Below are 13,738 nucleotides of genomic sequence, written 5' to 3' on the forward strand. Positions count from 1 at the left end.
TTAGCCAATGTTTGGCCGTCCCTTGCAATGGGGTTAGCCGGTCATGAGCGTGCTGGTCGGCCTGGTCCGCCACGGTGCCCATGACGACCTGGGCCGCATCCTGAGCGGCAGGACCAGCGACATCCCCCTGAACGCCGCGGGGCGCGATCAGGTTGCCGCGCTGGCCGGCAGGCTGGCCGGACGCGGCATCGCGCAGGTGGACACAAGCCCCCGCCGGCGCACCGCGCAGACGGCCGCGATCATCGGGGGTGCGCTGGGACTGGCGCCGCGGACGGCCCCGGCGCTGGACGAGATCGACTTCGGCGCGTGGTCGGCCCGCGCCTTTGCCGACCTGGAGGGCGACCCGGCCTGGCGGCACTGGAACGCCGCGCGCGGTCGCGCGCCCACCCCGGGGGGCGAGACGATGGCCGCGGCCGTCGCGCGCGCCGTCGCGCATCTGGACGGGCTGGCGGCGGCGGGGGCAGCGGGCCCGGTGCTGTGCGTCAGCCATTGCGACGTCATCCGGGGCATTGCGGCCCATGCGCTGGGCCTGGACCTGGACCACATGCTGCGCTTTGACATCGACCCGGGATCGGTCAGCTGGCTGCGGGCGCATGGACAGGGTTCGTTCCATGTCATAACCCTCAACGGCCCGCATTGATGGACAGCACCGTGACAGCTTCGCAGATCGCCCGCGACGTGGACCGCATCGGCCCGTGGTTTCACAACCTGGACCTGAACGGCGTGCAGACCGCGCCTGCCCATTTCCTGGGCGACTATCCGGCCGACAAGTTCGCCCGCTTTGCGCATCTGCTGCCTGCGGACCTGACGGGAAAGACCGTGCTGGACATCGGCTGCAACGCCGGGTTCTACAGCTTCGAGATGCGGCGCCGGGGCGCGGCCCGCGTGCTGGGCATCGACGCGGACGACCGCTACATCGAGCAGGCGCGCTTTGCCGCCCGCACCCTGGGCGTCGCGGATGTCGAGTTCCGCAATCTGTCGATCTATGACGTGGGGGCGCTGGGCGAACGCTTCGACCTCGTGATCTTCATGGGGGTGCTTTACCACCTGCGCCATCCGATGCTGGCCCTGGACCTGATCCGCGAACATGTCGCGGGCGACCTGATGCTGTTCCAGACGCTGACCCGCGGTCCCGACAGCGTGGCCGAGGTCGCCGAGGATTACGATTTCGCCGAGGACGCGCATTTCCAGGCGCCCGACCATCCCCGGATGGCGTTCATCGAACGCAAGTGGGCGCATGACTGGACGAACTGGTGGGTCCCCAACCGCGCGGGGGTCGAGGCGATGCTGCGCGCGACGGGCTTCGCCATCCTGCGCGGCCCCGCCGACGAAGTGTATCTGTGCCGCACCGCCGCGGTGCCCTTTGCCGAATACGGACCCGCGGTCGTCTATCCCGCCCGCCCCCCCGCCCATCCCGACGAGGAGCCTGCGCGTTGATCGAAGCCGCGATGATCTGGAACGAGCCGAACAACAAGTCCCATTGGGACCCCGAACTCGACCCGGACTGGTCGAGCTTCGGCCAGTGCGTGCGGCTTGCGGGGCAGGCGATCCGCGACGTGAACCCCGCCGTGACCCGCGTGCTGGGCGGCATGTCGCCCATCGACCCGCTGTGGGTGCAGCGGATGGCGGGCCACGGCGCGCTGGACCATGTGGACGTGGTGGCGGTCCACGGCTTTCCGCTGGACTGGAACCTGTGGTCGATCCACGACTGGCCCGCCAAGGTGGCCGAGATCGAGGCCGTGACGGACAAGCCCGTCTGGGTGACCGAGGTCGGCGTCGGCAGCTTCGGCGCGGAAGAGGTGCAGACATTCGGCGTCCAGAGGACCGCCGAACTGCTGGTCGGCCGCGTGCCGCGCATCTTCTGGTATTCGCTGTTCGACCTGCCGCAGGAATGGGGCGCGACGACGCGCCACCGCGAGGCCGAGGGGTCGTCCTATTACCGCCATTTCTACATGGGCCTGATCCGCGCCGACGGCACGCCCAAGCCCGCGCTGGACGCCTATGCCCCCCACGCCGCCGACATGGGCCTGATGCAGTGGTTCCACTACCAGGACCCGCGCCTTGACGACGCCGTGGCCTGGATGAAGCGGCTGGGCGTGCGCCACCTGCGCACGGGCCTGTCGTGGGCCGACAGCTTCCGCCCCGACGCGCTGGGCTGGTTCGACCGGCAGATGGAGGCGCTGGCCGATTTCGACACCACCGTGACCTTCTGCTTCACGCCCGAGCATCTCGGCCCCGGCGCGCATCACACCAGCCCGCCGCACGAGCCCCAGCAGTTCGCGGATTTCTGCGCCGCGATGATCGAACGCTACGCTCCGGCCCGCGCCGTCCTGGCCCCCGCCGCCCCCGAGGCTGCCCTGACGTGAAGGACGCCATGACCGACGCCCGGAAACCCATCAACATCGCCCTCATCGGCGTCGGCAACTGCGCCAGTTCCCTTGTGCAGGGGCTGGCGCATTACGCGGGCCGGAACGACGCGTCGGGGCTGATGCACCAGGACCTTGGCGGCTATCGCGCGGGCGACATCCGCGTGGTGGCGGCCTGGGACATCGACGCGCGCAAGGTCGGCCGCGACGTGGCGCAGGCGATCTTCGCGCCCCCGAACTGCACGGCGGTCTTCGCGCCGGACGTGCCGGACACGGGCGCCGTGGTCCGCATGGGCCGGCTGCTGGACGGCGTGGCCGAGCACATGGCCGACCACCCCGAGGCGCGCACCTTCGTCCCCTCGGACGCGCCCCAGCCCTCGCGCGAGGACGTCGTGCAGGCGCTGCGCGCGGCGCAGGTGGACGTGCTGATGAACTATCTGCCCGTCGGCAGCCAGCAGGCGACCGAGTTCTATGCCGAATGCGCGCTGGATGCGGGCGTGGCCTTCGTCAACAACATCCCCGTCTTCATCGCCTCGGACCCGGTCTGGGCCGAGCGGTTCCGCGCGGCGGGCGTGCCGATCATCGGCGACGACATCAAGGCCCAGCTGGGCGCGACCATCGTGCACCGCGTGCTGACCGACCTGTTTGCCAAGCGGGGCGTCAAGCTCTGCCGGACCTATCAGCTGAACACCGGCGGCAACACCGATTTTCTGAACATGGCCAACCGCAAGCGGCTGGAAAGCAAGAAGATCTCCAAGACCGAGGCCGTGCAGGCCGTCGCCGCCGAACGCATCGCGGACGAGAACATCCACGTCGGCCCGTCCGATTACGTGGCCTGGCAGAACGACAACAAGGTCTGCTTCCTGCGGATGGAGGGCGAGCTGTTCGGCGGCGTCCCCATGAACCTGGAACTGCGCCTGTCGGTCGAGGACAGCCCCAATTCCGCCGGCGTCGCCATCGACATGATCCGCTGCGCGGCCATCGCGCTGGACCGCGGCCTTGCCGGCCCGGTCGAGGCGCCGGCGGCGTGGTTCTGCAAGCACCCGCCGCGCCAGATGACCGACGACCAGGCCTATGAGGCGGTCGAGGCCTTCATCGGCGACTTGCCCGTGGCCGCGCCCGCATCGTGAGTGCCGGGATGACCGGGGGCGCCGCCGTCCTCACCGCCGATGTCCTCGAGCGCGTCAAGGACCTGCTCGGGATCGACGTTCTTCTCGACCTCCTCGGCCGCGTCCCGGTCGATCTGCACGTCCAGCTTTTCGGCCATCGCGTGGATCACGGCGGCAAGCTTGGTCAGCTCGTCCTCGGTCAGCAGGCTGACATGCAGGGTAAAGTCGGCGCGGGCGTCGGCGCGCTGTTCCTCGCGCCGCTGGTTCATCAGCACGAACAGCGACAAAAAGATCGCCTCGGTGGACGCGACCGAGCCGATCATGCCCAGCCCCTCGCCGAAGGGCACGGGAAGGGGGATCAGGTCGGTCAGCACCAGCAGCAGGCCGCCGTAAAAGACGATATGCAGGACGATGAAGGTCATCGAGCCCGCGATGCGGGTGATGGCTTCGGCGACCTTGTCGCTCAGCGGGGCTTTCGCGTCCTCCTGCCGGCGGCGGGCGACCATCCGGGCGATGTTGCTGGTCAGTTGCTCCTTCATGCCGTCGCCGGCGGGAACGGGGTCTTCTCGGTCCATGACAGCCTTTCCAATCCTGCCTTGCACAAGGAACCGCCAGGCCGGTCGGTTCCGGGAGACGACAGATGACACAGACCATGCGCGCGGCCGTCCTTGAGGGACCGCAGCGGTTTTCCGTGACGCGGGTGCCGGTGCCCGCGCCCGGCCCCGGCGAGGTGCTGATCCGGCTGGAAGGCTGCGGCGTCTGCGCCTCCAACGTCGAGCCGTGGCAGGGCCAGCCCTGGTCCACCTGGCCGGGCGCGCCGGGCGGCATGGGGCACGAGGCCTGGGGGCGCATCGCCGCGCTGGGCGAGGGGGTTAAGGGGCTGTCGGTGGGCGACCGCGTGACGGCGCTGACCGAACGGTCCTATGCGGACTATGACGTGGCGCCCGCCGACAGGGTGGTGGCGCTGCCCGGCGGGCTGGACGGGATGCCGGCTCCGGGCGAACCCGTGGCCTGCGCCTTCAACATCTTCGCGCGGTCCGACATCCGCCCCGGCCAGACGGTGGTGATCGTCGGCATCGGCTTTCTCGGCGCGATCCTGACGCGGCTGGCGGCCGACGCGGGCGCGCGGGTGATCGCCGTGTCGCGGCGGGCCGAGACGCTGGAGCTTGCCCGCCGCATGGGCGCGGCCGAGACGATCCCGATGGATGACCACTGGCGCATCATCGAGGACGTGCGCGGCCTGACCCAAGGCCGCATGGCCGAGCGGGTGATCGAATGCGTGGGCAGGCAGTGGCCCTTGGACCTGGCCGGGGAACTGGTGGCCGAGGGCGGGCGCCTGGTGATCGCGGGCTATCACCAGGACGGGCCGCGTCAGGTCAACATGCAGATGTGGAACTGGAAGGGCATCGACATCGCCAGCGCCCACGAACGCGACCCGGCCGTCCGCATGGCCGGCCTGCGGGCGGCGGTCGAGGCGCTCGCCTCGGGCCGGCTGGACCTTGGGCCGCTGCTGACCGGCCCCTACGCGCTGGACGATCTCGACGAGGCGCTGGCCGCCACCCGCGACAAGCCGGGCAGTTTCGTCAAGGCCTGGGTGGCGCTGTGAGCGGCCCGCGACTGGGGTTCCTCGGCACCGGCTGGATCGGGCGGCACCGGATGGCGGCGGTCGCCGCGACCGGCCGGGCCGACATCGTCGCGGTCGCCGAGCCGGACGACGCCAGCGCGGCCGAGGCGCTGGCGCTGGCGCCCGGCGCGCGCCGCGTGGACGGGCTTGACGCGCTGCTGGCGGCCGGCGTCGATGGGGTGGTGATCGCCACCCCCAGCGCCGCGCACGCCGCGCAATCCATCGCCGCGCTGGACGCGGGCTGCGCGGTGTTCTGCCAGAAGCCGCTGGGCCGCACGGCGGCCGAGGTCGCGGCGGTGGTCGCCGCCGCCGAGCGGGCCGACCGGCTGCTGAGCGTGGACCTGTCCTATCGCCACACGGCGGGGATGCGGGCGATCCGCGACCTGCTGGCGCAGGATGCGCTGGGGCGGGTCTTTGGCGTGGACCTGCTGTTTCACAACGCCTGGGGGCCGGACAAGCCGTGGTTCTACGACCCCGCGCTGTCGGGCGGGGGCTGCGTGATCGACCTGGGCGTGCATCTGGTGGACCTTGCTTTGTGGGCGCTGGACTGGCCCGAGGTGACAGGCGTCCACAGCCGGCTGCTGGCCAAGGGCGCGCCGCTGGCCGACCCCGACGCCCAGGTCGAGGATTACGCCATCGCCACGCTGGACCTTGCCGGCGGCGCCGTGGTCCGGCTGGGCTGTTCCTGGGGGTTGCAGGCCGGGCGGCAGGCGGTGATCGCGGCCGAGTTCTTCGGGACCGAGGGCGGGGCCAGCCTGCGCAACGTGGACGGCTCGTTCCACGATCTGATCGCCGCGCGCCACCGCCACATCCACGAGGAGCCGCTGTCGTCCCTGCCCGACGACTGGGGCGGGCGGGCCATCGTGGACTGGCTGGGCACGCTGTGCGATGCGCCGCGCTTTGATCCGCAGGCGCGGCGGCTGGTGGACGTGGCGCGGGTCCTCGACCGCATCTACGGGCGCGCATGACGAAAGCCCGGCGCGACGGCCGGGCTTTGCAGGGTCGCGGTGGGCGGCGTCGCGCCGACGGGTCAGCTTGCCTTGCGGTTCAGCCGCGCCTCGGCCACCTGGGTCAGCTTGGCGTCGGTGGCGTGCTCTTCGTCCAGCGTCTGCTGCAGAAGGGCGGCCGCGTCGGTGCGCCCCAGTTCCTTGGACCAGGCGATCAGGGTGCCATAGCGGGTGATCTCGTAATGCTCGACCGCCTGGGCCGAGGCGGCCAGCGCCGCGTCCAGCACCGACTTGTCGGCGATGTCGCCCGCGATCTCGTTCGATTCCTTGACGATGCCGTCGATGGCCGGGCACTCGGCGCCCTTGGGCGCAAGACCCAGCATTCCGAACACCTGCTCAAGCCGTTGAATCTGGCCAAGGGTCTCCTGCAGATGCTGCTCGAACCCCTGCTTCAGCATCGGCTCGGTCGCCATCGACGCCATCTGCGGCAGCGCCTTGGCGATCTGGTTCTCGGCGTAATAGATGTCCTGCAGGGTGTGGACGTACAGATCTTCAAGCGTGGAAATATTCTGGAACAGCGCCATGATTCACTCCTCTGGGCCATGTCGGGCGGATACGGGGGGCCGCCCGGTCGCCCCCCTCAACGAGGCCGCTGCCCGATGGTTTCCGGCGGTTAACAAAAGTGGACCTGCCGCAATCGGCTGGACGCGGGGGCCGGGGACTGGTTCAAGTCGCGGCACACGCCCCGCGACGGACGAGGATTCATCATGCGCGTCGGCGTCCTGACATTCCACCGCTGCATCAACTATGGCAGCTACTGGCAGGCCCGCTGCCTGGTCGAGGCGGTGGCCGCCCGCGGCCATGACGCCGTGCTGCTGGATCACCAGTCCTGCGCCGTCACCTCGCGCGAGTGGCGCTATGCGTTCAATCCGCACGCCCCCGACCGCAGCGGCCGCGCCGACCTGCGCCTGTACGGGGCCAAGCTGCGCCGGTTCCTGGACGCGCAGGCCGCCCTGCCGCTGTCGGCGCCCTTTCCGCTGGACGATCCCGGCCGGATGCCCCCGGTCGATCTGGCCCTGATCGGCAGCGACGAGGTCTTCAACCTGCGCCACCCCTGGTACGGCGGAAAGCCGCTGTTCTGGGGCGCGGGGCTGAACGCCGCGCGGGTCGCCAGCTATGCCGCAAGCTTTGGCAGCCACGATGCCGACTGGGGCATCGACGGGCACTGGGCAGGGCTGCTGCGCGGGCTGGACCGCATTTCGGTGCGCGACGACAACAGCCTGCGGCTGGTCCGCGCGGCGGCGGGGCTGGACCCCGCGCTGGTGCTGGACCCGGTGCTGCTGTCGCCCCCCAGGGTCGCGCCGGCCCCTGATGCGGGCGGCTATGTGCTGGTCTATGGCCACCATCTGCCGGACTGGTTCGCCGCGCGCGTGCAGGCGGCGGCGCGACGGCGGGGGTTGCGCACGCTCAGCGTGGGCTATCGCGCCGACTGGGCGGACGAGAACCGGCTGGACGCCGGCCCGGTCGAGTTCGCGGCCCTGGTCGCCGGGGCCGAGGCGGTGGCCACGACCTATTTCCACGGCTGCTGCTTTGCGCTGGTGAACGGCAAGCCGCTGGTCTGCGCGCCGTCGGATTACCGCTGGAACAAGGTCCGCGACCTGACCGCGCTGCTGGGGGCGGAACGGCACCTGACATTCGCCGAAAGCGATCCCGCGCAGGTGGACGCGCTGCTGGGCGCGCCGCTGTCGCCGGCGGTGACAGGGCGGCTGGCCAGCCTGCGGGCGCAGTCGGCGGCGTGGCTGGACGGGGTGCTGGCCGCATGACGCCGCCCCCTGCCCGCCCGCCGCGCGCTGCCCCGGCCGACACCGGCACGGTTTGCGCCCGTGGGGGCCAGGCCTGCCCCGCCCCCGTCGGCCCTGCCCCCGCCAGCCCCCCTCCGGTCAGCCCGCGCCAGATCAGGCGCGCCGGGCTGTGCATCGGCTGCGGGTCCTGCGCGGTGGGACAGGGCGCGCGCGGCGTGGGCATGGGCTGGGACGCGCTGGGGCAGATCAGGCCGCACGGCCCCGCCGGGTGGGACCGCAGGCCCGACCCCGCCTTCTCGGCCCGCTGCCCGTTCTCGCCCGCCGCCGCGAACGAGGACGCGATCGCCGCCGTCCGGTTTCCCGACGCGCCCCGGCACGACGACCGCATCGGGCGGCACATCGCCTGCCATGTCGGCGCGGTGGCCGAGCCGCCGTTCCGCGACCGGGGCAGCTCGGGCGGGCTGACCAGCTGGGTCGCGGCCGAGCTGATGGCGCGGGGCGACATCGACGGCGTGCTGCACGTCCATCCGGGCGCGCCCGGCGAGCCGTTCTTCGGCTATCGCATCGCCCGCACGCCCGAGGCGCTGCTGGACGGGGCGCGGTCGCGGTATCATCCCGTGCATCTGGCGCAGGTTCTGGACGAGGTGCGGGCGGTGCCGGGCCGCTACGCCGTCGTGGGCATCCCCTGCTTCATCAAGGCCGTGCATCTGGCGCGCGCGCAGGACCCGGTGCTGGCCGAACGCCTGACCGTCACGCTGGGGCTGTTCTGCGGCCACATGAAAAGCGCCCGCTTCGCCACCAGTTTCGCCTGGCAGATGGGCGTCGATCCCGCGCGGGTGCGCGCCGTCGAATACCGCCGCAAGGACCCGGCGCGGCCCGCCAATGTCTATACCGCCGAGCTGACGCTGGACGACGGCAGCACGGTGATGCGCGACTGGTGGAACCTGGCCGACGGCGACTGGGGCGCCGGGTATTTCCAGAACAGCGCCTGCAACTTCTGCGACGACGTGGTGGCGGAAACCGCCGATGCCAGCTTTGGCGACGCCTGGGTCGAGCCCTATTCCTCGGACGGACGCGGCACCAACGTGATGGTCGTGCGCGCGCCCCGCATCCAGGCGCTGGTCGAGGCGGGGCTTGCGGACGGCCGGCTGGACCTTGCGCCCGTGGACGCCGCGTTCATCGTGGCGACCCAGGCCGCCGGGTTCCGCCAGCGGCGCGAGGGGCTGGCCTATCGCCTGACCTGGTCGCGCCGCGGGCTGCGGCCCGTCAAGCGGGTGGCGCCGTCCCGCGCGGGCCTGTCGGCGCGCCGTCGCGCGGTCTATCGCAGCCGGGCCGCGATCAGCGCCTGGTCGCACCGCATGGCGCGGCTGGCCGCCGTGACGGGGCGGCCGGGCCTTTATGTCGGCTGGGCGCGGCGCGCCTATGCCGTCTACGAGGCGTTGACCTATCGCCGCGGCCCGCTGGCCCCCCTGTTCGACCGCATCGAGCGGCGGCTGGGTCTGCGGCCGGACCCGGACTGAATCGCCGGGCGCGCGGCCGCCTCCCGCTGTGCGGCCGGCATGTCGGGACCCCGGGCGGCGTCCGGGTGCGGGCGCCGCAAGCGGACGCCGTCCCCGGCCCCATGGGCGACCCGCCCCGGCCCTGCCCGTCCGCCCGTCCGCCCGTCCGCCCGGCCCCGGGGCGCGTGCCACAGGTCCCCTTCGCCGGTCGCGCGGCACGGACAACCGTGCAGGCCGGCCGGAATGACACAGCCGGGCACGCGGTGTGCTCGCTCAGGTTTGATAGGCCTGCGCCGGTCTCTATATGGCGCCCAGGCCGCCGATGGCCGAAATCCCTGTTCGGACCCCCTGCCGCATCCACGTGCCACGCGGCCGGCGGCAGCACGGGGGCCTGTCGAATGGGTTTATACGGGGAATGACCATGGTGATTGACGCCTTCGAGGTTGATGGCTTCGCGGTCGCCTGTCACGGGACCATGTCGGGCATCGCGGCCCCGGACTGGGATGCCTGCGGCACCACCGACCATCCGCTACTGCAACATCGCCACCTGCGTATCCTTGAAGACTGCGGGCTGGCCGTGCCCGCGGCCGGGTTCCATCCGCACCACCTGCTGCTGCGCGACGCGGACGGCGCGGTCGTCGGGGCCGTGCCCGCCTATCTCAAGACCAGTTCGCTGGGTGAGATGGGCGTGGACCTGGGCCTGCCCCTGGCGCACGGGCGCGCGGCCGGGCCGTACTATCCCAAGCTTCAGGTCGAGGTGCCGATGATTCCGAACCCCGGCCCCCGCCTTCTGGTCCGCCCGGGCGCGGACGAGCACCGGGTCCGGGCCGCGCTGCTGGCCGCGCTGCGCGAGACGGCGATGCGCACCGGCGCAGCCTCGGTCCAGATCGCCTACATGACCGGCCCGGACCAGGGCGCGGCCCTGGCGGCGGACTTCATCCCCGCCGAGGGCAACGTGTTCGTCTGGCACCGTCGCGGCAAGGCGACCTTCGAGGCGTTCGTCGCCTCGATGACCCAGAACGGCCGCGTGCGCGTCCGAAAGGAGCGGCAGCAGGCCGCGGCCCTGGGCTTGCAGTTCGAGCGGCTGAACGGCGACGCGATCACGGCCGACCTCGCGCCGCGGATGTTCGCCTGCTACAAGGCGACCTATGACCGCTACGGGACCACGCCGGCGCTCAACCCCGCCTATTTCGAGGCGACGTTCCGCGAGATGCCGGACGCCGTCAGCCTGTCCGTGGCCCAAAGGGGCGAGCATTGGGAGGCCGTCCTGATGAGCATCGCGGGCGCGCGCTGCGTTCATGCCCAGTACTGGGGGGTGGCCGCCCCGCAGCAGGGATTGCTGTTCGAGATGTATTACCGCGAGATGGAACACGCGCTTTCCCACGGCATCGAGGCGATCGACTTCGGCAGCAGCGGGCACCACAAGATCCTGCGCGGGATCGGCATCGAGGCCACGCGCCACGCCCTGTGGTTCCGCGACGAGGATTTTGCGCCCGTCGCGGCCCGGGCCTGCGCCCGCCGCAGCAACGCCGCCGCCGAGGAGCGCGAGGCCGAGATCAGGAAGCTGCCCTTCCCCGACAAGCTGGCCCGCCGGGGGGTCGCCGCATGAACGCCCGTCCCACGCCGACGCGACTGCCGCCCACGCTGGTGCGGCTGACGGGACCCGCGCCCGCCGGCACGCTGGTCTTCATGCACGACCTGGGCGGCAGCGTGTTCTATGCCCGGTCGCTGGTGCAGCAGATCGCCGACCGGGTGGGCTGCGTGGGCACGCGGCTGGACGCCGCCCTGTCCGCCGACCTCGGCCAGCTGACCGTGCCCCAGCTGGGGCGGCGGCTTGCCGAGGACATCGCGCGCGCCGGCCTGCCGGGGCCGCTGCACCTTGGCGGATTTTCCTTCGCGGGCTACGTCGCCTTCGAGGCCGCGCGCCACCTTGCCACGCTGGGCGTGCCGGTCGGGACGCTGTGGCTGTTCGATTCCGAGATCCTGCGCAAGGTCCCCGGCTTCAGGCCGTGGAGCGCGCCCCTGGCCGAGACGCGGCGCGTGCTGGGCTTTGTGCGGCGCAACTGGCGGGTCCTGCTGGGCGGCGCGCCCGACCCGGACGTGCTGCACGTCTACGGCGACGTGCCGATGTATCTGCGCGAGCATCCCGCCGGGTGCCGCGACATCATCCGCGGCCTTTACCCGGCCATGATCGCGTATCAGCCCCAGCCGTGGACGGGAACCGGGCATCCGGGCCGCACCGTCGTGATCCGCGGGGTGCTGGAACGGCGCCATCGTGGCTTTCCCCCGGACCTCGGCTGGTGCCAGCTGTTGCCGCACTGCGACGTCGTGGACGTCAGCGGCAAGCACCTGAGCATGATGACCGACCCCGATGCCGTGTCGCAGGTGGCGACGGCGGTGCGCAGCGGCCTGGCCGCGGGCACGCAGGACAGTGACGAGAGGACCAGCCCATGACCACGCTTCATCCCATCCAGACCGGCGGCCACGACCGGCTGCGCCGGCAGATCGAGGCGCATCTGTCCACCCTGGGCGGCCAGCCCTTGGCCGTCCTGCACGACGGGGTCCTCGACTATGCCCAGGTCGGGCAGGCGACCGACCGCCTGCTGGCGCGGTTCCGGGCCGCGGGGCTGCGGCCGGGGGACCGGGTCGCGCTGTTCTGCGGCGACGACCGGCGGCTGATCCTGCTGGTGGTGGCGGCGCTGCGGGCCGGGATCGCCTTTGTCGTGGGCGACCCGCAGGCCAGCCGGGGCGAGGCGGACAGCCTGCTGGCGGTGTGCCGGCCCGCCGCCGTCCTGACCGACATCGAGGCGCTGGCCGAACCGGACCGGGCCGGAACGCAGCCCGACCTGCGGGTCATTCGCGTGGACGCCTGGGAGGATGCGGGCGCAGGCGACAGGGGCGCGGATGACGCGGACGCGGGCGCACGGCCTGCCCCGTCGGCCGGTGCGGCGGACACGGCCATGCTGATCTTCACCTCGGGCACCACCTCGTCGGCCAAGGCGGTCGAGATCACCTACGACAACCTTCTGGCGCAGCTCGACATCTTTGCGGACGCCTACGGCTTTGACGCGGGCATCCGGCTGTTCAACCTTCTGCCCCTGCACCACACCGACGGCCTGACGCGGGGGCCGATCTCGGCGCTGTGGTTCGGCGGCACGCTGGTGCGGCCGTTCCCCTTCTCGGTCCAGATCGTGCCGCCGCTGCTCGACCGGCTGGCGGCGGACGGGGTGACCCACCTGATCGCCGTCCCCGCGATCCTGCGCATCATCGAGCGCGTGGGGCGTGACCGGCTGGACGCCTTCCGCTTTCCGGCGTTCCGCTTTGTGCTGTGCAGCGCGGATTATCTCGACGCCGGGCTCTGGACCCGTTTCGAGGCGGCGTTCGGGGTGCCGGTTGCGAACGCCTATGGCCTGAGCGAGGTGGTCTGCGACGCGCTGTTCGCAGGACCGGGCGACGACACCCGGATCGTCGGCACCATCGGCCGCCCCGTCGGCGTGACGGCCCGTGTCGTTGACGAGGACGGAACCCCCGTCGCCCCCGGCGCGACGGGCGAGCTGGTCCTGGCCGGCCCCACGGTCATGCGCGGCTATTTCGGCGCGCCCGACCTGACCGCCGAGGTGCTGCGGGACGGCGCGTTCCACACGGGCGATCTTGTCCGCGCCCGACCGGACGGGCTTTACGAGTTCGTCGGACGCCGCAAGACGGTGATCGTGTCGGCCGGGGTGACGATCCACCCCGAGGGCGTCACGGCGGTTCTGTCCACCATGCCGGGGCTGGCCGAGGCCTATGCCTTCGGCCAGGCCGACCCCGAGCGGGGCGAGCGGCTGGTCGCCGCCGTCGCGCCCGCGCCGGGCGCCGAGGTCACGGTCGAGCAGGTCTGGGCCTTCTGCCGCGAGCATCTGTCGCCGGAACGGGTTCCCGTCGAGATCGCCGTCCTCGACCGGCTTCCGCGCACCGCGTCGGGCAAGGTGATCCGGTCCGAGCTGACCCGCGCCCCGGCCGCGCCATCCGCCCCGCCCGCCGGCGTCCCCGCCAGCGTCTATGACGTGGCCGCCCGCAGCCTGCGGCTGAACGCCGGGACGCTGTCGCCGGACTCCTCGCCCTTCAACACGCCGGGCTGGGATTCGCTGGCCCACCTGACGCTGATCACCGACATCGAGGCCACCTTCGACGTCAGGTTCTCGGCCGACGACGTGATGGACTTTGTCACGCTGGGCGACGCAGAGGACATCCTGGCACGGATGCGCGGGGGCCAATAAGGGCGCGGTGAACCGGCGCAAGGTCGGATGCGGCGGGGCGCGCCGCGTGTGCGCCCCGGTGCGCGCTCACGCGGCCGGGACATCCGGGGGCGATGGCCCGTCCCCCCGGCGCTGGTGGCCAGCACGTCCTCG

General features: G+C 72.0%; 13 protein-coding genes. 11 read left to right on the forward strand and 2 right to left on the reverse strand.

All coding sequences use genetic code 11. From position 1 onward, the window contains the following. Window positions 1–43 precede the first annotated feature (43 nt). Genes DPQ23_RS00845 through DPQ23_RS00860 form a run of 4 tightly spaced genes read left to right on the forward strand, consistent with a single transcriptional unit; the run spans window position 44 to window position 3,496 of the window. Window positions 44–640, forward strand: coding sequence for a histidine phosphatase family protein (locus tag DPQ23_RS00845; RefSeq protein WP_112872786.1), 597 nt, complete (start codon window positions 44–46; stop codon window positions 638–640). Next, window positions 640–1,437 (forward strand): TIGR04290 family methyltransferase, encoded by a 798-nt coding sequence (locus DPQ23_RS00850; RefSeq protein ID WP_112872787.1) that lies wholly within the window; start codon window positions 640–642, stop codon window positions 1,435–1,437. The genes DPQ23_RS00845 and DPQ23_RS00850 overlap by 1 nt, the downstream gene beginning before the upstream one ends. Then, window positions 1,434–2,366: a glycosyl hydrolase gene (locus DPQ23_RS00855; protein WP_112872788.1), complete on the forward strand. Its 933-nt coding sequence runs from the start codon at window positions 1,434–1,436 to the stop codon at window positions 2,364–2,366. Before DPQ23_RS00850 ends, DPQ23_RS00855 begins: the two co-directional genes overlap by 4 nt. 8 nt (window positions 2,367–2,374) lie before the next feature. Next, a complete protein-coding gene (locus DPQ23_RS00860; protein ID WP_112872789.1) occupies window positions 2,375–3,496 on the forward strand; it encodes an inositol-3-phosphate synthase in 1,122 nt (373 codons plus the stop codon). On the opposite strand, the gene DPQ23_RS00865 is transcribed toward DPQ23_RS00860, so the two are convergent. Beyond that, window positions 3,439–4,050, reverse strand: coding sequence for a DUF1003 domain-containing protein (locus tag DPQ23_RS00865; protein ID WP_112872790.1), 612 nt, complete (start codon window positions 4,048–4,050; stop codon window positions 3,439–3,441). The genes DPQ23_RS00860 and DPQ23_RS00865 overlap by 58 nt on opposite strands. Window positions 4,051–4,115: 65 nt before the next feature. Between DPQ23_RS00865 and DPQ23_RS00870 the strand changes: the two genes are divergently transcribed. Together DPQ23_RS00870 and DPQ23_RS00875 are read left to right on the forward strand one after the other, a co-directional pair. Continuing rightward, window positions 4,116–5,081: an MDR/zinc-dependent alcohol dehydrogenase-like family protein gene (locus DPQ23_RS00870; RefSeq protein ID WP_205961395.1), complete on the forward strand. Its 966-nt coding sequence runs from the start codon at window positions 4,116–4,118 to the stop codon at window positions 5,079–5,081. After that, complete coding sequence (locus DPQ23_RS00875; RefSeq protein WP_112872791.1) at window positions 5,078–6,067, forward strand: Gfo/Idh/MocA family protein; 990 nt, start codon at window positions 5,078–5,080, stop codon at window positions 6,065–6,067. Before DPQ23_RS00870 ends, DPQ23_RS00875 begins: the two co-directional genes overlap by 4 nt. A gap of 62 nt (window positions 6,068–6,129) precedes the next feature. Here the strand turns inward: DPQ23_RS00875 and DPQ23_RS00880 are convergent, their stop codons facing one another. Further along, entirely contained in the window at window positions 6,130–6,630 is a 501-nt protein-coding gene (locus DPQ23_RS00880; RefSeq protein ID WP_112872792.1) for a YciE/YciF ferroxidase family protein, read from the reverse strand. A 183-nt stretch (window positions 6,631–6,813) separates the two neighbouring features. On the opposite strand from DPQ23_RS00880, the gene DPQ23_RS00885 reads away from it, so the two are divergent. The 5 genes from DPQ23_RS00885 (at window position 6,814) to DPQ23_RS00905 (ending at window position 13,606) form a co-directional block, all read left to right on the forward strand. Next, complete coding sequence (locus tag DPQ23_RS00885) at window positions 6,814–7,869, forward strand: polysaccharide pyruvyl transferase family protein (RefSeq protein ID WP_162630590.1); 1,056 nt, start codon at window positions 6,814–6,816, stop codon at window positions 7,867–7,869. After that, complete coding sequence (locus DPQ23_RS00890; protein WP_112872794.1) at window positions 7,866–9,368, forward strand: Coenzyme F420 hydrogenase/dehydrogenase, beta subunit C-terminal domain; 1,503 nt, start codon at window positions 7,866–7,868, stop codon at window positions 9,366–9,368. The genes DPQ23_RS00885 and DPQ23_RS00890 overlap by 4 nt, the downstream gene beginning before the upstream one ends. A 394-nt stretch (window positions 9,369–9,762) precedes the next feature. Then, a complete protein-coding gene (locus DPQ23_RS00895; protein WP_162630591.1) occupies window positions 9,763–10,956 on the forward strand; it encodes a GNAT family N-acetyltransferase in 1,194 nt (397 codons plus the stop codon). Beyond that, entirely contained in the window at window positions 10,953–11,801 is an 849-nt protein-coding gene (locus DPQ23_RS00900) for a thioesterase domain-containing protein (protein WP_112872796.1), read from the forward strand. The genes DPQ23_RS00895 and DPQ23_RS00900 overlap by 4 nt, the downstream gene beginning before the upstream one ends. Further along, on the forward strand, window positions 11,798–13,606 hold the full coding sequence (locus DPQ23_RS00905) for an AMP-binding protein (protein ID WP_112872797.1): 1,809 nt from the start codon (window positions 11,798–11,800) through the stop codon (window positions 13,604–13,606). Before DPQ23_RS00900 ends, DPQ23_RS00905 begins: the two co-directional genes overlap by 4 nt. Window positions 13,607–13,738: the final 132 nt, after the last annotated feature.

The organism is Paracoccus endophyticus (assembly GCF_003286075.1).
In the GTDB taxonomy this organism is placed as follows: Bacteria; Pseudomonadota; Alphaproteobacteria; order Rhodobacterales; family Rhodobacteraceae; genus Paracoccus; species Paracoccus endophyticus.

Coding starts and splice junctions, on each gene's coding strand:
- DPQ23_RS00845 (WP_112872786.1), top strand. CDS start 44: ATGAGCGTGCTGGTCGGCCTGGTCCGCCACGGTGCCCATGACGACCTG.
- DPQ23_RS00850 (WP_112872787.1), top strand. CDS start 640: ATGGACAGCACCGTGACAGCTTCGCAGATCGCCCGCGACGTGGACCGC.
- DPQ23_RS00860 (WP_112872789.1), top strand. CDS start 2,375: ATGACCGACGCCCGGAAACCCATCAACATCGCCCTCATCGGCGTCGGC.
- DPQ23_RS00865 (WP_112872790.1), bottom strand. CDS start 4,050: ATGGACCGAGAAGACCCCGTTCCCGCCGGCGACGGCATGAAGGAGCAA.
- DPQ23_RS00870 (WP_205961395.1), top strand. CDS start 4,116: ATGACACAGACCATGCGCGCGGCCGTCCTTGAGGGACCGCAGCGGTTT.
- DPQ23_RS00880 (WP_112872792.1), bottom strand. CDS start 6,630: ATGGCGCTGTTCCAGAATATTTCCACGCTTGAAGATCTGTACGTCCAC.
- DPQ23_RS00885 (WP_162630590.1), top strand. CDS start 6,814: ATGCGCGTCGGCGTCCTGACATTCCACCGCTGCATCAACTATGGCAGC.
- DPQ23_RS00890 (WP_112872794.1), top strand. CDS start 7,866: ATGACGCCGCCCCCTGCCCGCCCGCCGCGCGCTGCCCCGGCCGACACC.
- DPQ23_RS00895 (WP_162630591.1), top strand. CDS start 9,763: ATGACCATGGTGATTGACGCCTTCGAGGTTGATGGCTTCGCGGTCGCC.
- DPQ23_RS00900 (WP_112872796.1), top strand. CDS start 10,953: ATGAACGCCCGTCCCACGCCGACGCGACTGCCGCCCACGCTGGTGCGG.
- DPQ23_RS00905 (WP_112872797.1), top strand. CDS start 11,798: ATGACCACGCTTCATCCCATCCAGACCGGCGGCCACGACCGGCTGCGC.